General features: G+C 47.7%; 21 protein-coding genes and 2 pseudogenes. 8 read left to right on the top strand and 15 right to left on the bottom strand.

Annotation, left to right across the window (positions count from 1 at the left end; translation table 11 throughout):
• Positions 1–705: 705 nt before the first annotated feature.
• Together ACE5LO_RS16815 and ACE5LO_RS16810 are read left to right on the top strand one after the other, a co-directional pair.
• Complete coding sequence (locus tag ACE5LO_RS16815; RefSeq protein ID WP_375521160.1) at positions 706–855, top strand: hypothetical protein; 150 nt, start codon at positions 706–708, stop codon at positions 853–855.
• Positions 855–1,241 carry a type II toxin-antitoxin system death-on-curing family toxin gene (locus ACE5LO_RS16810; protein ID WP_375521159.1) on the top strand — a complete coding sequence of 129 codons (387 nt, stop codon included), beginning with the start codon at positions 855–857 and terminating at the stop codon, positions 1,239–1,241. The genes ACE5LO_RS16815 and ACE5LO_RS16810 overlap by 1 nt, the downstream gene beginning before the upstream one ends.
• Before the next feature lie 483 nt (positions 1,242–1,724).
• Here ACE5LO_RS16810 and ACE5LO_RS16805 read toward each other — a convergent pair whose 3' ends face one another.
• The 4 genes and pseudogenes from ACE5LO_RS16805 to ACE5LO_RS16790 form a co-directional block, all read right to left on the bottom strand.
• Entirely contained in the window at positions 1,725–1,877 is a 153-nt protein-coding gene (locus ACE5LO_RS16805) for a hypothetical protein (protein ID WP_375521158.1), read from the bottom strand.
• The gene (locus ACE5LO_RS16800; protein ID WP_375521167.1) at positions 1,859–1,990 is read right to left on the bottom strand and encodes a hypothetical protein; all 132 of its coding nucleotides are present in this window, start codon (positions 1,988–1,990) and stop codon (positions 1,859–1,861) included. Before ACE5LO_RS16800 ends, ACE5LO_RS16805 begins: the two co-directional genes overlap by 19 nt.
• Entirely contained in the window at positions 1,933–2,139 is a 207-nt protein-coding gene (locus ACE5LO_RS16795) for a recombinase family protein (protein WP_375521166.1), read from the bottom strand. The genes ACE5LO_RS16800 and ACE5LO_RS16795 overlap by 58 nt, the downstream gene beginning before the upstream one ends.
• Before the next feature lie 199 nt (positions 2,140–2,338).
• Positions 2,339–2,530, bottom strand: a pseudogene (locus ACE5LO_RS16790) (IS200/IS605 family element RNA-guided endonuclease TnpB); the annotation flags it as partial.
• 167 nt (positions 2,531–2,697) lie between these two features.
• On the opposite strand from ACE5LO_RS16790, the gene ACE5LO_RS16785 reads away from it, so the two are divergent.
• From ACE5LO_RS16785 to ACE5LO_RS16775, 3 genes are read left to right on the top strand one after another with little or no spacing between them, the layout of a single operon-like run.
• Positions 2,698–2,928 (top strand): nucleotidyl transferase AbiEii/AbiGii toxin family protein, encoded by a 231-nt coding sequence (locus tag ACE5LO_RS16785; protein WP_375521157.1) that lies wholly within the window; start codon positions 2,698–2,700, stop codon positions 2,926–2,928.
• Complete coding sequence (locus ACE5LO_RS16780) at positions 2,918–3,301, top strand: nucleotidyl transferase AbiEii/AbiGii toxin family protein (RefSeq protein WP_375521156.1); 384 nt, start codon at positions 2,918–2,920, stop codon at positions 3,299–3,301. The genes ACE5LO_RS16785 and ACE5LO_RS16780 overlap by 11 nt, the downstream gene beginning before the upstream one ends.
• The gene (locus ACE5LO_RS16775; protein ID WP_375521155.1) at positions 3,302–3,721 is read left to right on the top strand and encodes a hypothetical protein; all 420 of its coding nucleotides are present in this window, start codon (positions 3,302–3,304) and stop codon (positions 3,719–3,721) included. It abuts the gene before it with no gap.
• A gap of 166 nt (positions 3,722–3,887) precedes the next feature.
• Here the strand turns inward: ACE5LO_RS16775 and ACE5LO_RS16770 are convergent, their stop codons facing one another.
• A complete protein-coding gene (locus tag ACE5LO_RS16770) occupies positions 3,888–5,057 on the bottom strand; it encodes a glycosyltransferase (RefSeq protein WP_375521154.1) in 1,170 nt (389 codons plus the stop codon).
• 249 nt (positions 5,058–5,306) lie between these two features.
• A pseudogene (locus tag ACE5LO_RS16765) lies at positions 5,307–5,520 on the bottom strand (IS701 family transposase); the annotation flags it as partial.
• A 69-nt stretch (positions 5,521–5,589) separates the two neighbouring features.
• On the opposite strand from ACE5LO_RS16765, the gene ACE5LO_RS16760 reads away from it, so the two are divergent.
• A complete protein-coding gene (locus ACE5LO_RS16760) occupies positions 5,590–5,931 on the top strand; it encodes a nucleotidyltransferase domain-containing protein (protein WP_375357976.1) in 342 nt (113 codons plus the stop codon).
• The gene (locus ACE5LO_RS16755) at positions 5,921–6,319 is read left to right on the top strand and encodes a HEPN domain-containing protein (RefSeq protein WP_375357975.1); all 399 of its coding nucleotides are present in this window, start codon (positions 5,921–5,923) and stop codon (positions 6,317–6,319) included. Before ACE5LO_RS16760 ends, ACE5LO_RS16755 begins: the two co-directional genes overlap by 11 nt.
• Positions 6,320–6,637: 318 nt before the next feature.
• Here the strand turns inward: ACE5LO_RS16755 and ACE5LO_RS16750 are convergent, their stop codons facing one another.
• The 3 genes from ACE5LO_RS16750 to ACE5LO_RS16740 form a co-directional block, all read right to left on the bottom strand.
• A complete protein-coding gene (locus ACE5LO_RS16750) occupies positions 6,638–7,744 on the bottom strand; it encodes a glycosyltransferase (RefSeq protein WP_375521153.1) in 1,107 nt (368 codons plus the stop codon).
• 835 nt (positions 7,745–8,579) lie between these two features.
• Positions 8,580–10,043: an IS1182 family transposase gene (locus tag ACE5LO_RS16745; protein ID WP_375521152.1), complete on the bottom strand. Its 1,464-nt coding sequence runs from the start codon at positions 10,041–10,043 to the stop codon at positions 8,580–8,582.
• A gap of 639 nt (positions 10,044–10,682) precedes the next feature.
• Positions 10,683–11,159 (bottom strand): hypothetical protein, encoded by a 477-nt coding sequence (locus ACE5LO_RS16740; protein ID WP_375521151.1) that lies wholly within the window; start codon positions 11,157–11,159, stop codon positions 10,683–10,685.
• A 172-nt stretch (positions 11,160–11,331) separates the two neighbouring features.
• Between ACE5LO_RS16740 and ACE5LO_RS16735 the strand changes: the two genes are divergently transcribed.
• Positions 11,332–11,715 (top strand): helix-turn-helix domain-containing protein, encoded by a 384-nt coding sequence (locus ACE5LO_RS16735; RefSeq protein ID WP_375521150.1) that lies wholly within the window; start codon positions 11,332–11,334, stop codon positions 11,713–11,715.
• Between the two features lie 127 nt (positions 11,716–11,842).
• On the opposite strand, the gene ACE5LO_RS16730 is transcribed toward ACE5LO_RS16735, so the two are convergent.
• The 6 genes from ACE5LO_RS16730 to ACE5LO_RS16705 form a co-directional block, all read right to left on the bottom strand.
• A complete protein-coding gene (locus ACE5LO_RS16730; protein WP_375521149.1) occupies positions 11,843–12,352 on the bottom strand; it encodes a glycosyltransferase family 2 protein in 510 nt (169 codons plus the stop codon).
• A 689-nt stretch (positions 12,353–13,041) separates the two neighbouring features.
• Positions 13,042–14,967: an alpha-helical endospore appendage domain-containing protein gene (locus tag ACE5LO_RS27915; protein WP_445993909.1), complete on the bottom strand. Its 1,926-nt coding sequence runs from the start codon at positions 14,965–14,967 to the stop codon at positions 13,042–13,044.
• 195 nt (positions 14,968–15,162) lie between these two features.
• Positions 15,163–15,753, bottom strand: a complete 591-nt coding sequence (locus tag ACE5LO_RS16720; protein WP_375521148.1) for an acyltransferase — start codon at positions 15,751–15,753, stop codon at positions 15,163–15,165.
• 27 nt (positions 15,754–15,780) lie between these two features.
• The gene (locus tag ACE5LO_RS16715) at positions 15,781–16,653 is read right to left on the bottom strand and encodes a helix-turn-helix domain-containing protein (RefSeq protein ID WP_375521147.1); all 873 of its coding nucleotides are present in this window, start codon (positions 16,651–16,653) and stop codon (positions 15,781–15,783) included.
• A 57-nt stretch (positions 16,654–16,710) separates the two neighbouring features.
• Positions 16,711–17,430, bottom strand: a complete 720-nt coding sequence (locus ACE5LO_RS16710; RefSeq protein WP_375521146.1) for a hypothetical protein — start codon at positions 17,428–17,430, stop codon at positions 16,711–16,713.
• Positions 17,417–17,878, bottom strand: a complete 462-nt coding sequence (locus ACE5LO_RS16705; RefSeq protein ID WP_375521145.1) for an alpha-helical endospore appendage domain-containing protein — start codon at positions 17,876–17,878, stop codon at positions 17,417–17,419. The genes ACE5LO_RS16710 and ACE5LO_RS16705 overlap by 14 nt, the downstream gene beginning before the upstream one ends.
• Positions 17,879–17,888 lie beyond the last annotated feature (10 nt).

The raw sequence follows: 17,888 nt of genomic DNA, 5'->3' as shown, positions 1-17,888 counted from the left end.
TCGATCTTGCTGTGAACGCCATCGAACTGTTTGTCGACTCGCTCGAACCCTTCTTTCATTTCCTCGCGCATAGCTCGAATTTCTTCGAGAATCGCTTTTGTTTGCTCATCCATCGTTCATCGTCCTCTCTGTGTATGCTTCGCTTCCCTGACTGCTTGTCCGTAAAGACGAAACGTTCCTCAACTCCCAGCTCGGCGAACTTGATGAGCTGCCTATCGAAATTTTGATCCTTGCGCTGACTCGTCCGTATGCGATTTTCATATGTATTAAAGTATATCACGATATGAGATATCTGCATAAGGCTTCTCCGATTTCTGGGCGGGTCACCCAACATCGCCGCCACCTCTGGTTCACCGCATTCCGGGATGGACTTTGCCTGCAGGCCCTTCGGATTCTCCCACGTGAGAGACACCCTGCCAGTCCTATCCCTCTTGGCGTAGAACCTCTACTTCGGCCACGACACCTTACAGTGCATAGGTCATGCGTTTTTCTAACCAATCTGCGTTGGACGTCCAAAAGCACGCGATAGGGCGGTTCTGGTTTATTATTTTTTTCACGTGCCTTATATTCTGTTCCGTTGTTGTTTGTTATTTGTTATAATTATTGAAATGCTTATCCCGCATTCAGTTTCTTACTGAGATTGTGAATAGATAGCTGAATGAGGGTATATACTCTTACCAAGTATCCGTGCTTGGGAGGTGTACAATGGGCCAAGATAAGGAGGAAAACGACATGATTTCACCAAATAAAAAGATTCAAGAAACTACTACCGCGAGCAATGAGACTGTCATGAAACTGGCCAAAGAATGCATGGAAAAATATCGTAAAACTCTCGATAAGTTGGCGAAAAATTAATGTATGTAAGATTAACAGTTGATCAAATTGTTGAAATTCATGACACGGAGCTTGCCGAATCAAACGGTTTAGCTGGCATTAAAGAGCCGGGGTACCTTGAATTCATTGCCGAAAAACCCTTCAGTGTATTCTTCGGCAATGAACAGTATCCCGGCTTATTTTTAAAGGCAGCCGTCTTGATGTCTGGACTAATTAAGTCGCATTGTTTTAATGACGCAAACAAAAGAACCGGTGTAGTTTCTACATACATCTTCCTGAAGCTTAATGGACATCAATTGGACGCTGCTGAGGATGACCTGCTGGAAATGGCCATCAGAGTGGCCAAAAATGAAATTAGTGAGGAGCGTTTGGCCTCGTGGCTTGAACAGAACTCATATAGAGAATAAGAGACTCCTGTTCCTGTCCTGGGGTCTCTTTTATTATCGAAAGATAACTTGGTAGCCCGTAATATATAGCTCTCTAAGACGCGAAATAGGAATTCACAATATTCCTATAGATTGTATTCCAACTACTCCAGAAAATTTTGAGAAATTATTTTTTAGAGATGCTATTTTGGAGGAGGGTATTCCGTTATATGAGCGATAAGGATTCTTGGATCTCGAAGGCGGAAGATGACTATTGGGTGCAAATCCCTCTGTAATAAATTTATGGCCTCACCGATTTCCCCCAGAGAACTAAAACCGATGGCTCTTAGATAGTACAAGTCCGTGAACCCTCTCTTCATCGGCGTCCAGCCAAAGAATCCAGTCCCCTGTCGCTTCCTCGAAGCTTCTCAGCACCGTTGTTCCGTTTCGCTAACTGCAAGGTTGAAATACGTAACTACGTCAAAAATAAAAGCCTCGGAAGTTTCATCTCGCTCGGCCCTCCATTTATCTGCTATTTACTTTTGCTTCGAGATCAAACAGCTTGACTTTCAGTTCGCGGATATCCTTTCTGATTCCGTCTGTCACTTCGGCAGGAGTGAACAGCGTGAACGTCTTGCTCGCCGCGTCGTCGTTCAGTTTCAGCTCAGTGCCGCCCACTCGATCTTGCTGTGAACGCCATCGAACTGTTTGTCGACTCGCTCGAACCCTTCTTTCATTTCCTCGCGCATAGCTCGAATTTCTTCGAGAATCGCTTTTGTTTGCTCATCCATCGTTCATCGTCCTCTCTGTGTATGTTTCGCTTCCCTGACTGCTTGTCCGTAAAGACGAAACGTTCCTCAACTCCCAGCTCGGCGAACTTGATGAGCTGCCTATCGAAATTTTGATCCTTTGCGCTGACTCGTCCGTATGCGATTTTCATATGTATAAAGTATATCACGATATGAGATATCTGCATAAGGTTTCTCCGATTTCTGGGCGGGTCACTCCACAATTCTCTGGAGACTGCTGAGGCATTTCGGAGAAAAATTGGCTTCCATGCATTTGTATCGTCTCCTGGGGAGGTTCTGAGGTATTGGAAGTTTTTATGTGGAGTTTCCTTCTGGAAAGTTTTATGGTGAGTATTTGCCCGAAGGATTGCGCCTAATCGTTGCATTTATGATGCGACCGTCCACTCCTCTGGATTTCGCAAATTTTACGAGCCCTAATTTGGGAAGCTTCACCTTATTGCCTGTGATCGAAATATTCCCATTGGTGTAGTTGGTTTGATATGACTGCACCGGATTCTTTTTACTCTTAAATCTCGGCGCATCAATTCCATTGGGCCAGAAAATGATTAAAGACCTTGTTTTTGAGCTGCGAAAATTCTTTAAACAAAAGTCTTGCGGAAATCCCTTTAACGTACCTGAAAATATTGTTCAAGTCATGCAAGAAATATATAATATCTTTAGTGAAGAATCATTACAAGGAGGTTAAATTAATGACAGACAATAATATGAATCTGTTCGATCACTCCTTAGAAATCATACTGAAAGATTTTATACAAGCAGTCAAGCTATCTCCAATTGCAGATAAGATTGTACTTAAAGGTGGTATGAATCTTGAGGCAGCTATGAAAAAATACAATGAACTTTATTTAGCCAGACCTACTGTAGATATTGATCTACACATCCGACAAAAGCAAGATTGGGAAGACAGAAGTGTACACTGATTCTTATCCTTTAGGATTCTCTATAGAAACTATGATAGCTGATAAGGTAGCTGTATTTCTTTCTCAAAAGATTTACAGAAGAGCCAAGGATCTATACGATCTTTATATTTTATCTTACGCTAAAGATTATCATATGAGAAATTTGCTAAGCGATATACAACATAAAGGTAATAAAAACGAAGCTTATCATATTGCAGATAACGATCAATTAGAACATGCTTATAACAAGCTAGAAGGTATCATTAAAAAGCCTGATTTCGAAACAGTCATGGCTAGAGTGGTATTATTTGTCTACCCAATAGGAGAAGCTCTGAAAGCAGAGGAACCAGATCTATTCCTTGTATGGTTTACAGAAAGAGGGGAATGGGCTTAAATGGTTACTTTAAACAATTTCTTTAAATATAGTGATCTATCAGGAGTTATTTGTCTGGAAAGTGCTTCTAGAATAAATAATCTCTCAACGTTTCCTCCATTGCCGTTAATGCTATTTACAGAAACGAAGAAAGATCGAGCGTTGGGTTATTTGAACTTCTATACTCAAGAAGAAGTAGATTTACGCTACACTATACAAGCAGGTGTAAATTTACACTTTACAATACCTGAAAGAACTATCATAGATTTGATCAGATACGAAAGAGAAGATAGATTCACCTTCGAATGTTTAGAGAAATATCTCCGATCTAACGCTAAAGATAAGTTATATTCTGTAGCCAGGGAGTACGATTGTATGCTTCAGGTGTTAGATAAGTTAAATGAGTTAGATTTTTGGTTAGAAGAACAAAATGATTATTAACATAATTCACCTAATTCTTTCGGTTGCATCAACTGTACCCTCCGAGTATGAATGAATTACTAAACCACCCTGCACTAAAGTGCAGGGTGGTTTAGTTCTCGCAAAGCGCAAAACCCACCGCTAAAGGCTGAGAGCCTCGGTGGGTGTATCCTGCGATGGTCGAACGCTAGATTCCATGATCCTGAATAGATCGGTGGTTCCTGGAGTAGATCCTCGGATCGGCGAACGATAGACTTGTCATCGCAGAATCCCGGACTTTGATCCTTGGATCGCTGACCATTACACTCCCGAAGGTAAAATACACGTCCGCGTCCCTTGGATTTCCAACGTGTTCGTACAGCTTACCGAGATCCAGGCATGTCAAAAAAGTACCGTGTCCCGCAATGCTCGGATATCCCTCCTCGGCCGGCCCCATGCTCAGCGCTTTCCGTAATACATCTATGGCCTCGCCGGTTTCCCCCAGAGAACTAAAACCGATGGCTCTTAGATGGTACAAGTCCGTGAACCCGGGGAATTGTGAAATACTTCCCATGCTGTCCTGGATCAAATCGTGATAACGACCCAGCTCAACCAATGCCGTCAGCCTGCATTTATGTGCACTGGACACAAGCGGCACCGGTAAGTCAGCCGACTTATTCAAGAAAACATCAAAGCTCTCCAGAGCCCCCGCAAAATCCTTACTTCTGAACAACTCCACGCCCAAATTATAAGAATAAGTAGGAATATCCGGATGCTCCGATATCGCTTGCTGGAGCAGCGCTACATTTCGTTGAATTTTACCTTGACGGACCACATTTTGCGACAAATACCCGTAATGATGGATATGAATATCCACCTGTCCGAGCTGCAGATGGGGGTTGGATTTCAGCATATTCGGCAGAATCTGTTCGTGAACCCTCTCTTCAAAGCGGTATTGCGGCCGATTCCGAACCATCCGGTGCAGTAATACGGACTCCACACCGCCCCCATCAACGTAATTGTAAAACACAAACTGAATGCCCTCGATCCGCTGCTCGCGGATGGCATCGCGGGTCAGCAGCTCCTTGAGCTTGTCGGCTTCGTTCACATCCATCTCTTCATCGGCATCCAGCCAGAGAATCCAGTCCCCTGTCGCCTCATCGAAGCTCCGGTTGCGAGCGTCCGCAAAGCTGTCCTGCCACGGCATCTCAATCACCTTGGCTCCAAAAGCCTTCGCAATCGCAACGGTATCATCCGTTGATCCGGTGTCCACAATAATGATCTCATCCACAATTCTCTGGACACTGCTAAGGCATTTCGGAAGATATTTTTCCTCATTCCTGACAATCATGCATAACGAGATGCTCGGTTTATCCATAACCCACCTCTTTACTAAAGTCCGGATAATTCCACCATGCAGGATTACGTTATGTGTTCTCTCAGTATCTGTCATTCCATTGTATTCTGTGATGGCCCGCCTCAGACCAACATAGGGTCAAAAATCCCCCGCCAAACAGCGGCTGTTCAGCACCGTTGTTTCCGTTTTGCTAACTGTAAGGTTAAAACACGTAATTACGTCATAAATAAAAGCCTCGGAAGTTTCATCCATGCGAAGATCGGCTTTTTGCATGCCTTCGGCCAGAAGATGGCGAGCGCGTCCGGTAGCAATCGCTGTATTCCACCATGTCCACCACTTTGCCGCGATATCCTTTCGCTGTCACGGCCGCCATATACGTTTCAATATGCGGCAGCGCCGACTTGGAAAAATACAACGGCAGCCGATGCTGCAACAAATAGTTGCGAATGGTGGCATGATCGGGTACGATGGCGGTATGAGACATCTGGAAGTGGATTTGCTCATTTACAGTTATGAAATTGACTCACTAGTGGATATAAAAGGAGGGTGAGGAATGGCTTCTCCTAAGCTCGATATGTCTAAGATAGACCCCAGGGATTTTGAATTAGCTCTCAAGGTGGTTAAGGCTGCCAAGACAATTGCTGGAGATAAATTAATAAAAGTTATTTGGTTTGGTTCTCGAGTTAAAGGCACAGCAAGAGATGATAGTGATTTTGACTTTGTAGTTATTGGGAATTTCGAGGAAAGACCTCCTGTACTCTATAGCTCTCTAAGACGCGAAATAGGAATTTACAATATTCCTATAGATTGTATTCCAACTACTCCAGAAAATTTTGAGAAATTATTTTTTAGAGATGCTATTTTGGAGGAGGGGATTCCATTATATGAGCGATAAGGATTCTTGGATCTCGAAGGCGGAAGATGACTATCGTGCTGCTATTTTGTTGAAGGATTCTAGTCTTTGGGATGTATCGTGTTACCATTTTCAACAGGCTGCCGAAAAATATTTGAAAAGTATTTTAGTTTTTAGAGGAGTGCAAATCCCTCGAACACATGATCTTCTTAGATTATGGAGTGACATTGTCTCAGAAGAGACTGCAGAGGATTCTGTGCGGCAAGCTTGTGAAAATCTTACCTTCTTTGCTGTGGCCGCTAGGTATCCCGGATATGATGCTACGAAGGAAGATGCGCATAATTGTCTCAGAGATTCTACATTGATTCAGAGTTTCGTCTTGGGTCTATTACAAAATTCAGGACTAGGAGATATAAATAGCTTTGACTAGGCAGGAGGCCTTCGCCCACTTTGATGTTACTGCCTGTGGTTGCCTGTCAGCTACGAGGCGACCTGGCTCTTACCTCGACCGGACTCGCACCGACTAGTTGTGCCTGGCTTGCTAGGCGCGCTCAAAAATAAAAGCCTCGGAAGTTTTTTTCGGGCTTATTTGTGCTATAGTTAGCCGATATTGAAACACTAAAAGGCCACAGGTGGCCTGATGATTTCGCTGCAATCCCTAAACATTCGGAGATGCTCTAAAGTCGGTAATTGTATTGCCGACATTCAATGCCGCCAGTGTAGAACAGATGTCCGCGTTCGCCCCCCTTCAAAGTGATTGTTGGCGGTTCTTGGAATTGATCCTCGGATCGCTGACCATTACACTCCCGAAGGTAAAATACACGTCCGCGTCCCTTGGATTTCCAACGTGTTCGTACAGCTTGCCGAGATCCAGGCATGTCAAAAAAGTACCGTGTCCCGCGATGCTCGGATATCCCTCCTCGGCCGGTCCCATGCTCAGCGCTTTCCGTAATACATCTATGGCCTCGCCGGTTTCCCCCAGAGAACTAAAACCGATGGCTCTTAGATGGTACAAGTCCGTGAACCCGGGGAATTGTGAAATACTTGCCATGCTGTCCTGGATCAAGTCGTGATAACGACCCAGCTCAACCAATGCCGTCAGCCTGTATTTGTGTGCACTGGACACAAGCGGCACCGGTAAGTCAGCCGACTTATTCAAGAAAACATCAAAGCTCTCCAGAGCCCCCGCAAAATCTTTACTTCTGAACAACTCCACACCCAAATTATAAGAATACGTCGGAATATCCGGATGCTCCGATATCGCTTGCTGGAGCAGCGCCACATTTCGTTGGATTTTACCTTGACGGACCACATTTTGCGACAAATACCCGTAATGATGGATATGAATATCCACCTGTCCGAGCTGCAGATGGGGGTTGGATTTCAGCATATTCGGCAGAATCTGTTCGTGAACCCTCTCTTCAAAGCGGTATTGCGGCCGGTTCCGCACCATCCGGTGCAGAAGGACCGACTCCACACCGCCCCCATCAACGTAATTGTAAAACACAAACTGAATGCCCTCGATCCGCTGCTCGCGGATGGCATCCCGGGTCAGCAGCTCCTTGAGCTTGTCGGCTTCGTTCACATCCATCTCTTCATCGGCATCCAGCCAGAGAATCCAGTCCCCTGTCGCCTCATCGAAGCTCCGATTGCGAGCGTCCGCGAAGCTGTCCTGCCACGGCATCTCAATCACCTTGGCTCCAAAAGCCTTCGCAATCGCAACGGTTTCATCCGTTGATCCGGTATCCACAATGATGATCTCATCCACAATTCGCTGGACACTGCTGAGACATTTCGGAAGATATTTTTCCTCATTCCTGACGATCATGCATAACGAGATGCTCGGTTTATCCATAACCCACCTCTTTACTAAAGTCCGGATAATTGCACCATGCAGGATTACGCTATGTGTTCACTCAGTATCTGTCATTCCATTGTATTCTGTGATGGCCCGCCTCAGACCAATATAGGGTCAAATATCCCCCACAAAACAGCGGCTTTTCAGCACCGTTGTTCCGTTTCACTAACTGCAAGATTAAAACACGTAATTACGTCAAAAATAAAAGCCTCGGAAGTTTCTTCCGGGCTTATTTGTGCTATAATTTGGATTGGACAACGGTGGGAGTCACGGCGCAGCCTTCTGTAAAGGAGGTGATTCACGCCATGACAGCCCTTGAAGCGTTTTTCTGGATCTTGAGAGTAATCGCGACATTGTTAAACCTATGGTTTAACTCTCGTAAGCTATACCGATGGATCAGAAGAAGACGTAACAAGCGTAAAACCCACCGCTAAAGGTTCCAGCCCTTCGGTGGGTTTTACTGTTCAACAGAACAAATGCGCGCCGTGAGGCACACCTCGTTGTCCTGGGGGAGGCTAGCGACCTCCCTTATTTCTTATTGTTATGTTACCACATGCGAATTATACAAGCAATGTGGTTTGCCGGTATTAAAACATGAAAAGGCCACTGCCTCGCCGCTCGCCACAGGTGGCCTGATGATTCCGCTTTACTAAAGTCCGGATAATTCCACCATGCAGGATTATTACGTTATGTGTTTTAGGGTCAAAAATCCCCCGCTAAACAGGAGGCCACTGAAGAACTAAAGGTTTGAACTGTCCGTGGTACTCTGAAAACAAAAATAGACATCGATCCTGGGGAATTCAGGGTGGATGTCTATTTCTCTTATAGATGTTTACTCGTAGGTTTCCTCGCTGAGTTTCAAGATCCGTTTCAGATTTACAGCAAATATCGCCATAGCCCCCTGCAACTCTATACCTAATAGACCCGAGGATGTGGCTACATCATACCCGTGCCTGTGTTTGAGTTCACTATTCTTAGCTTCAATTTTGTAGCGTTCCTTCGACTTGGCTTTGAAGTCCTCACTCTCTTGAAAGGCCATCTGCTCCTTGTGCTCGTTCGATTTGATGCTGACCGAGTAGGTTTTGCTTTTCGCTCCTTCTTTGTAGCAGCCTTGCTTGAGCGGACATCGCTTACAAATCTCCACATTGAAGTAATAGGTATCGACTTGGTTGGCTCCTTTTCCTTTTTTCCCTGTCCGTGCTTTGCGCATCGCCATGTGGCCCGCCTTGCATACGTACAGACCGGCATCCTTATTGAAAGCAAACTCGTCTTCCTTCTTCCGCGCACCTTGAGTAATCTGGGGATTTAGCTTAGCCACGAGTTCCATCTTATGGGTCTTGCTATACGTAAGGTTGTCCTTCTCTGAATAGGCGGTGTCTCCGATGATGGTCTCGACCTTCACACCCGCTGTCTGGCTCTTCTTGATCAGCTCTTGTAACTGCTTGCCGTCTGGTTTTTCGCCAGTCGTGATGATGGCAGCGGTAACGATACGCTCTTTACTCATCGCCAAATGGGTTTTGTAGCCGAAGAAAGAAGAGTCCGCGCTCTTGTGGCCGACGCGCGCGTCGGGGTCATTCGAGGTGCGCAGTTGCTCCACATCATCTGCCACGGTCTCCTTGAGCAGATGGAGCGGCTGTAAAATCTTAGGGACTTGGGCGATCCCGGATTCGTTTTCGATGACATGGATGAGGTTTTGGCAATATGCGATCTCATCCTCCAACACGCCTGAGGTATTCTTTACGGGAAACTTCGCTTTGACGGATTCGTCCATCGCATACACCGCTTTCCGCAGCTTTTTGGCACGATCCTGCAGAATTTCCAGCGGGGATTTCTGGTTATAACGTGCCTTTGTATGGGTGGCATCCACGATCACCGTGTTGCTTTTGAGAATCTCTTTTTCAATGGCAAGGGCCACCGTTTGGCCAATGAGCAGGTCGAGCAAATTCATGTCCTTTAACCGCAGCTTGCGAAACTTCGTGAGCGAGCTAGGATCGATGACGGATTCCTCCGGCGCCATGCCCAAGAAGTACTTAAACGACAGGTCGTATCTGGAACGTTCGACGATGTCGACATCGGACAAATCAAAGATCGCCTTCAGCAGCAAGTATTTAAACATCCGAAGGGGATCGATGGCATTTCGGCCGTTATCCAGACAATACTTGCCTCTAAGCTCCTCATAAATGAAAGAGAAATCCACAAGTTCATTGATTTGACGCAACATGTTGTCTTTAGGGACGATGATATCGTATAAATCTGCATACGGGCTAAAGACCATGGTTTGCTGCTGTTTAAACATGAAACCCACCTGCTCCCCTTGTAATGCTTTAATTATATAGCAAAAAAGAAGCTGACCCCTCATATTTCTGAGGAAACAGCTTCTTTTGATATTTAGCGAACTTTTTCAGTGGCCTCCTAAACAGCGGCTTTTCAGCACCGTTGTTCCGTTTCGCTAACTGCAAGATTTAAATTACGTATTTACGTCAAAAATAAAGCCTCGGAGGTTTCTTCCGGGCTCATTTGTGCTATAATTTGGATTGGACAACGGTGGGAGTCACGGCGCAGCCTTCTGTAAAGGAGGTGATTCACGCCATGACTGCTCTTGATGCGCTTTTCTGGATCCTGAGAGTAATCGCGACAATGTTAAACCTATGGTTTAACTCTCGTAAGCTATACCGATGGATCAGAAGAAGACGTAACAAGCGCAAAACCCACCGCTAAAGGTTGACAGGCCTTCGGTGGGCTTTGCTGTGACTTAAAACAGTGCGCGCCGTGAGGGCACACCTCGTTGTCCTGGGGGAGGCTAGCGACCTCCCTTATTTCTATTGTTATGTTACCACATGCGAATTATACAAGCAATGTGGTTTGCCGATGGCGTAATCCCGCTATATACCGAATATAATTTTGAGAATCGTTGTATTTATGTAAGTAAAATTTTTCAGAAAATGGATTGATAAAGCTCTGACGGGTCATCTGTAATCCTGGTTGACAAAAGATACAGGATCTCATCGGTTCTTCTTAACAAGCGGTTTACGTTTTTTTTCTTCATTTTTGAGATCTTTTCTATTTCCATATGCGTAACCAAATATTGAACAGTTCCGATAAAAATGACCACATCCAGCGCGGGAGAAGTTTCGGTATGCAGCAGATGCAGAAGCTCTGCCATAGAAAAAGATCTTTCTGGAAAAGGTTTGTTGTTGTTCTTGATGTATAAGGCATGCAGCATGGAGGTAAGAGCCCGCTCGCAGAAGATCAGACTGGGTGGAGATTGGTTATGATTATTGAAAATCATGGCAAGTTGGATATGGTATTGGGATAACTTATGAAAGCGATCTATGAGTGCTAAATGAGAATCTTCGAGTGTTCCATACTTTGCAGCCTCCGTACTGTGCTCCATTATGGAGTGAAAATCCATGGTCAGAACTCCTCCTTTTTTATCCACTTATCAAATGATTCTATAGATAAAGTACATGGAGGTCAAGTATAAATTGTACCTTTAAGTACTGTTATTTCAACTTTTTATTTGCGTATGATAATCTGTATTGAGCCATCTTCCTCTTCTAACCTTATACATGGAGGGGATGATTATGAGTTTGCCAGAGCGTGTGGGAAATCGAATACGTCAACTTAGAAAGGCAAAAGGCTGGACTCAGGAACAACTGGCAGAAGCTGCAGGGCTTCATTACAGTTACATGGGTGGGGTTGAACGAGGAGATCGAAACATCTCATTGGAAACGTTGGAGAAAATAGCTACGGGTTTAAACGTTCCAGCGCTTGAAATGTTTAAGTTCGAGGAAGACACCGAGTATCGCAGGGCTATGGATGAACATATGACTTTGATGACTACACTTGAGGCAAAAGACATACGCGCCCTGACAAGAGCGAGTAAAGAAATCATTGAACATTTCATCATCGCCAAAGCAAGCGAACTCTCCGAAGTCAATGCCCAATCGCTCAAATCCAACCCATAAGGACGGCCTTATATACGAGCTGCTCGTGGTGTGTTCGCAGTGAATCATGGTCATGGAAAAAGCCGGTTTCTCCTACGTTAAGGATAAACCGGCTTAAGATTTGTGGCAATAAATCTCTCCACGAAAACTATAAGCTTGAGGCTGTCTGCAGACCATGGTTGAATTTCAGCATATTAGGCAGAATCTGTTCGTGAACCCTCTCTTCAAAGCGGTATTGCGGCCGGTTCCGAACCATCCGGTGCAGTAATATGGACTCCACGCCGCCCACATCAACGTAATTGTAAAACACAAATTGAATACCCTCGATCCGCTGCTCGCGGACCGCATCCCGTGTCAGCAGCTCCTTGAGCTTGTCGGCTTCGTTCACGTCCATCTCTTCATCGGCATCCAGCCAGAGAATCCAGTCCCCTGTCGCCTCATCGAAGCTCCGATTGCGGGCGGCCGCAAAGCTGTCCTGCCACGGCATCTCAATCACCTTGGCTCCAAAGGCCTTCGCAATCGCAACGGTATCATCCGTTGATCCGGTGTCCACAATAATGATCTCATCCACAATTCTCTGGACACTGCTGAGGCATTTCGGAAGGTACTTCTCCTCGTTTCTGACAATCATACATAACGATATGCTTGGTTTATCCATACCCCACCTCTTTACTAGAATCCAGATAATTCCACCATTCAGGATTACGCTATACCCTCTAAACATACGACAGCTCTTTGAAGGTGATTCTCATATTAACGGACATTAGACTCGTCAGCGTGTAATACAGATCCGCGCTTTTTGAATTTCCGACAGCTGCATACAATTGTTCCAGTCACCTTCGGGACACCGCGAAAGTTGCAGGGAAGAACTCATGTAATTATCCGAAGCAAGGAGCAGCTTGATTATAAAGACGGTTATACATTTGTTTGATTGAAAAGAGCTTTTGAATCGTGATTCTCCGGTTCCAAAAGCTTTTTTGCTTTGGATGCCCGTTTCTCCACAAAAGTGTATTCTTCTGAGAATGCCCTGTTTGTAAAGGTTTAAGTCACATTACAAGCGTTTATAATAACAAAAAACACCTGTGCGAACACTACACAAAAAAAAGAACGGCCTAAGCCGTTCAGGGGATTTTCCAATTATTGCTTAATGACAAAATCGGACCGGCTTATCGACCGGTGTGTCCCTTGACGACGACGGAAGCTTTAGGGGACTGATATGGTTGCCGGGTTAGGGTGGTGTCCTGCAGATGTTTCCATAAAGCGGTCAGCTTATTTTTCAGCTAAGGTTAGCTCATTTAGAATTCAGCAATCTTCATCGAAGCTAAGCCGTGGTTGATGTTCTTGGAATCATGCGAGTTTTATAATGTTCAAAATAGTTCCAGATAGATTTTCTGCTAAACCGGTGCTGTTATTAAGTGTAAGCATTGTACCTGCAGAGGTGCTAAATACAGCAGAAGAACTCAAATTAGATTGGGTTCCAGCGCTAACTGTTGAATTAGTTCCCGTGCCAGGAATGCCAACCCCATTTAATTGCAGGTTTAGGCCTAAATTAGCCGCCGCCCCAGTGGGGGATGATGCAGTTGTTTCATAGGATGCAAAATATGTCTGATTCGGAGCCAATGTAACTGTTGTTGTACCGGTCGTGTGTTGGATCGCTGTTCCATTAATGAGTATGTTGTCAAGGGGAATGGCAGCATTAGGTGCAACCGTAACAGTCGCTGAATTGACAAGACTGGCATTATTCGCCGTCACCGTCGGCCCAGTTGGGCCTGTTACCCCCGTCAGACCCGTCGCTCCGGTCAACCCGGTCAGACCCGTTACTCCCGTCAAACCAGTCAGACCTGTTACTCCTGTCAAACCAGTCAGACCTGTTACTCCCGTTAAGCCGGTCAGACCTGTTACTCCCGTCAAGCCGGTCAGACCCGTGACTCCTGTCAAACCTGTCAGACCCGTCTCTCCAGTCAATCCGGTCAGGCCCGTCGCTCCCGTCAAGCCCGTCAGGCCCGTCGCTCCCGTCAAGCCGGTCAGACCCGTCGCTCCGGTTGCTCCAAATCCTGTGGCTCCTGTGGCTCCGGTTAATCCCGTCAGACCTGTTAGGCCCGTCGCTCCGGTTACTCCGATCCCCGTGGCTCCTGTGGCTCCGGTTAACCCTGTCAGACCCGTCAGGCCCGTCGCTCCGGTTACTCCGATTCCCGTGGCTCCGGTGGCTCCTGTTCCGCCCGTTGCCCCGGTTAAACCGGTCAGGCCCGTCGCCCCGGTTACTCCAATTCCCGTCGCTCCGGTGGCTCCTGTTGCTCCGCTTGCCCCTGTTGCTCCACTTGCTCCTGTTGCCCCGCTTGCTCCTGTTGCTCCACTTGCTCCTGTTGCCCCGCTTGCTCCTGTTGCCCCGCTTGCTCCTGTTGCCCCGCTTGCTCCTGTTGCTCCTGTTGCTCCGCTTGCTCCTGTTGCTCCGCTTGCTCCTGTTGCTCCGCTTGCTCCTGTTGCTCCGCTTGCTCCTGTTGCCCCGCTTGCTCCTGTTGCCCCGCTTGCTCCTGTTGCCCCGCTTGCTCCTGTTGCTCCGCTTGCTCCTGTTGCTCCGCTTGCTCCTGTCGCTCCAGTTGCTCCACCCGCTCCTGTTGCTCCTGTCGCTCCAGTTGCTCCACCCGCTCCTGTTGCTCCTGTTGCTCCGGTTGGTCCTGGGTCTCCGGTTGCTCCCGTGGCTCCGGTTGGACCTGTTACTCCTATTCCTGTCGCCCCCGTGGCACCTGCCGCTCCTGTCGCTCCCGTGGCTCCTGTAGCACCCGCCGCTCCGGCTGCCCCTGTTGGGCCGGTGGCACCTGCTGTTCCGGCTGGGCCGGTTGGGCCGGTTGGACCTACTCCGGCTGGACCTGTTGGGCCGGTTGGGCCTGGCGCCCCTGGCACTCCCGCTCCCGTTGGGCCGGTTGGACCGGTCGGGCCTACCCCAAATGGACCCGTTGGGCCGGTTGGACCCACAAGATTGGTTGCGCTCAAGGCCAGTTCCAGTTTGTTGTTCAGCACCCATTCCTTATTTGCAACTTCCCGCAATGTCGCCCGGATGCTCTCATTGACATTCAGCAAATCACTGATCGTCGCTATCGGATGTGTTACCCCCGGCAAAGTACCTAATACAAATTGCAGCTTCTCCCCTTCAGCATTGAGGATATGGCTAAGTCCCAGCTCCTCCATCGCTATGGAGGAGATAATTAAGGATATGGCATCATCTCTGGTCACCGTTATCGTAGGTGTTATGTTTGGCAAATTAGATTGAGACAAACATGTTCTCTCCCTTCAACTTTTGATAATGCAATCTATGCGTACGGCATCCCATGGGTGCTTGACCGTACATTTATGGGCGCATGGCATACAAAAAGAGGGTTTCTCCCATACCGCTGAAGAAACCCTCCATTTATCCATCCCTATTCTCATTGCACATGGCACAATCCATCCAGAGCTTGCTGATCATAAGGCTCATTCTTCCAGGGGCTGGTTCCGCCGCTGCTCCAGCAGCTGTGCAGCCTCTGCCTCGTTGCTGGCGGCGACCCAATCCCGGAGCTTTGGCATGTAAACTTTAACGACCCTGGCCGGATTGCCTGACACTTCACAATAATCGGGAATATCGTGAAGTACTACACTGTCCGGTCTGATGATGCAGCCTCTGCCGATACGCAGATTGCCTCCCACCACAACTCCGCTCTCAATGAGTGTGCCTTTACCGATGATGAGTTTGCCTGCCGACCGCTTGGTATAACCCACCTGAAACGGACCGCCGTTCGCCTCAAACGGAATTTTATCCGTCAGATACACGTTCGCACCCACGAACACCTTGCGTTCCAATGTAATGGAATTGACAGCATCAACGGTCAGGTTAGTGCTGATTCTGCAGCCGTCCCCGATAGAGAGAACTTCATCTGCTCCTGAGCCGGGCCGTGCGGTTAGCCAATAAGGAGCCTGAATCTGGACCTTACGGCCGATCACAATGTATTCCTCTCCTTGCACAATACCTCCGGGCTGCACAGTAGAGCCTTCTCCAACCCGCTTGAACGTCGGTTGCAAGCTCATGTCACGATCCCCCTCTACACACCTTTTCTAGAATTCTTCAGGGTGCTGTTCTTCACTGTGACTTCCGTCAGACGGATTCAGATTCGGCGTATAAGAAGGCAAAAAGATGAGTGTCAAGCGCGGATTTTTGCGCAGATAAGGCTGGAAGTCGTTCACATACTGCAACCGGTTATAACTCATAACCGTAAACAATGACCCTTCAGGGTGAGCACGCAAGGCCTCTTTCAGACAACGGATGCCATCCAGAAAGCTTAATTTCCCCTGCTCCTGGTCCACGGACAGGTTCCGGCTGCCCGACTCTTCGAGAAACCAGCCCTGCTGCAGGAGATAATAAGGGAGCACCAAAGATTCGTCTTCATACAAGAGGTGGCTGTTATGCGCATTTTTCATCATTTTCTTGAGTGCCGGATATGTCACCCTCGTATAACGTATACCCGTGATCGGGTCGGCGGCCACCAGCGTATAATTTGCTTTCGTAAAATGAAAGCCCAAACGCAGCAGCAGCTTGCTGATGCCCCGTTTACTAAAGGACTGGCCATACTCCCTCATCACCCATTGCCTGATCAGATTGATGCCCCATGAATAATGCCCGCCCAGTCCCTCGTCAACCGGGCGCCTGTGTGCCAGCACATCCTTCAGCCTGGCCTCTTGCCCGGCATCAAGCTTGCGGGAAAGCATGTCATAATAGGCCCCATTGAGCCCTTCGATGCCGTCTCGCCGATATATGTCGATATAGCTCTTGATCGTCTGTCTTGTACGTCCCAGCTTCCTGGCGATGGATGTTAAACTCTCACCTTCAAGATGAAATTTTACAGCTTCATAACGCTCGTAAAGCCGCTGATGATCTGTGTCCCTCATCGCTTCGACCAATGCTTTCAATTCGGTATCCTGTTGATTCACGTTTTCGCCAACCTCCCGCCGCATAAGTGACCTGTCCCTTGGTCGGGTACTGTCTTCTTACTTACTGGAGATTCGGAGATTCGGAGAACATGTAATCTCGTTGTTTCCCACAGTTGCTTTCACTTCATCAGGCAGCGCATAGGTGTCCGCAGAAGACAAGGTCATCCTCTGTGCAGGGAACTTGCCTTTGCCGGGCTTGGCATAAATCTTGACACCCTTCGCGTTGACCTGGGCAGGCAGCCTGGAGGATGCCTTCTTCGGTCTGAGCGGCTTGCTGCCCTTATGCCCGGCCGGGTCGGCGCCTGACTCGCTGTAGGTCGGAAAGAACAAATTGGGCGCCGGCCAGCTTCCGGGCATCTGCACCGATTCAGACCCGGCGGCGGTCCATTTGACCACAGCGCCGGTGTTGGTGTTGACCGGCGTGTCAGTTGCATCATCAGTTGTCACGCCTGCAGACACCTTGAGTTCATGTGCCGAATCATCCGGCGGCCCGACCGGAGCCGGACTGGGTGCCGAGTCAAACGTCACACCAGTAATCTGGTTAATCAGATCTTCAAGCTGCTCCATTTTATGGTTGGTGAGGATGTCTGTATTGGCGAATTCAAGCATTTCCGCGGCGGCGACGGATAGATGGCTTACTGTCTGAAGGAAGCCGTCCGGCCAGTCTGTAACGCTTCCCTCCAGGTCTTTGATGCTATCCAGCGTCTGCCGGGACGCATCCTGAATCGTTTCGTTCTCAAATTCCTCCACTGGATGCCATTTCTCAAAACTCTCCATCGCCATCCCCCTCATTCAGAATACGCCGGCTCATCTCCATCATGCGTATCAACAGCTTCTGCTTCTCCACAAGGGCTTCCACCACACGGGCTGTGGAATTCTGAAAATCATTGATGTTCTGGTTGGTCGGCATAGTAGGAAAATTTCCGGCAGGTCCCGTAAAGGCCTTGATCTTGTTCGCTTCCGCCTGGATGAGATACGACATGGAGGTCTGCTCCATGGCTATAGAGGTCAGAATATCCTTCATTACCTCCCGGCTGGAGCGCTTCTTGCCGCTTGTTATTTTCTCACCGATATACCTGAGCTGATGCTCCATATCTCCGGAATTGCCTTTGCCCTGGCCGGTGTTGAACAGCTTCATTTCCTCTTGCGCAATGCTGCCCATAAGATCTTCCGCCTCATTGTCCCTCATGGTGTTCATCGACAACTCCGGATCGTGTTTGGTCATAAATTTCAAC

This window comes from Paenibacillus medicaginis (assembly GCF_042138635.1).
In the GTDB taxonomy this organism is placed as follows: domain Bacteria; phylum Bacillota; class Bacilli; order Paenibacillales; family Paenibacillaceae; genus Paenibacillus; species Paenibacillus medicaginis.
The sequence above is the reverse complement of the archived record's forward strand: the minus strand, read 5'-3'. Positions and strand labels throughout refer to the sequence as shown.

Excerpts from the sequence above, each read along its gene's own strand:
- ACE5LO_RS16815 (WP_375521160.1), top strand. The coding sequence starts at position 706 with ATGGGCCAAGATAAGGAGGAAAACGACATGATTTCACCAAATAAAAAG.
- ACE5LO_RS16810 (WP_375521159.1), top strand. The coding sequence starts at position 855 with ATGTATGTAAGATTAACAGTTGATCAAATTGTTGAAATTCATGACACG.
- ACE5LO_RS16800 (WP_375521167.1), bottom strand. The coding sequence starts at position 1,990 with ATGGATGAGCAAACAAAAGCGATTCTCGAAGAAATTCGAGCTATGCGC.
- ACE5LO_RS16795 (WP_375521166.1), bottom strand. The coding sequence starts at position 2,139 with ATGAAAATCGCATACGGACGAGTCAGCGCAAAGGATCAAAATTTCGAT.
- ACE5LO_RS16785 (WP_375521157.1), top strand. The coding sequence starts at position 2,698 with ATGACAGACAATAATATGAATCTGTTCGATCACTCCTTAGAAATCATA.
- ACE5LO_RS16775 (WP_375521155.1), top strand. The coding sequence starts at position 3,302 with ATGGTTACTTTAAACAATTTCTTTAAATATAGTGATCTATCAGGAGTT.
- ACE5LO_RS16770 (WP_375521154.1), bottom strand. The coding sequence starts at position 5,057 with ATGGATAAACCGAGCATCTCGTTATGCATGATTGTCAGGAATGAGGAA.
- ACE5LO_RS16760 (WP_375357976.1), top strand. The coding sequence starts at position 5,590 with ATGGCTTCTCCTAAGCTCGATATGTCTAAGATAGACCCCAGGGATTTT.
- ACE5LO_RS16755 (WP_375357975.1), top strand. The coding sequence starts at position 5,921 with ATGAGCGATAAGGATTCTTGGATCTCGAAGGCGGAAGATGACTATCGT.
- ACE5LO_RS16750 (WP_375521153.1), bottom strand. The coding sequence starts at position 7,744 with ATGGATAAACCGAGCATCTCGTTATGCATGATCGTCAGGAATGAGGAA.
- ACE5LO_RS16745 (WP_375521152.1), bottom strand. The coding sequence starts at position 10,043 with ATGTTTAAACAGCAGCAAACCATGGTCTTTAGCCCGTATGCAGATTTA.
- ACE5LO_RS16740 (WP_375521151.1), bottom strand. The coding sequence starts at position 11,159 with ATGGATTTTCACTCCATAATGGAGCACAGTACGGAGGCTGCAAAGTAT.
- ACE5LO_RS16735 (WP_375521150.1), top strand. The coding sequence starts at position 11,332 with ATGAGTTTGCCAGAGCGTGTGGGAAATCGAATACGTCAACTTAGAAAG.
- ACE5LO_RS16730 (WP_375521149.1), bottom strand. The coding sequence starts at position 12,352 with ATGGATAAACCAAGCATATCGTTATGTATGATTGTCAGAAACGAGGAG.
- ACE5LO_RS16720 (WP_375521148.1), bottom strand. The coding sequence starts at position 15,753 with ATGAGCTTGCAACCGACGTTCAAGCGGGTTGGAGAAGGCTCTACTGTG.
- ACE5LO_RS16710 (WP_375521146.1), bottom strand. The coding sequence starts at position 17,430 with ATGGAGAGTTTTGAGAAATGGCATCCAGTGGAGGAATTTGAGAACGAA.
- ACE5LO_RS16705 (WP_375521145.1), bottom strand. The coding sequence starts at position 17,878 with ATGACCAAACACGATCCGGAGTTGTCGATGAACACCATGAGGGACAAT.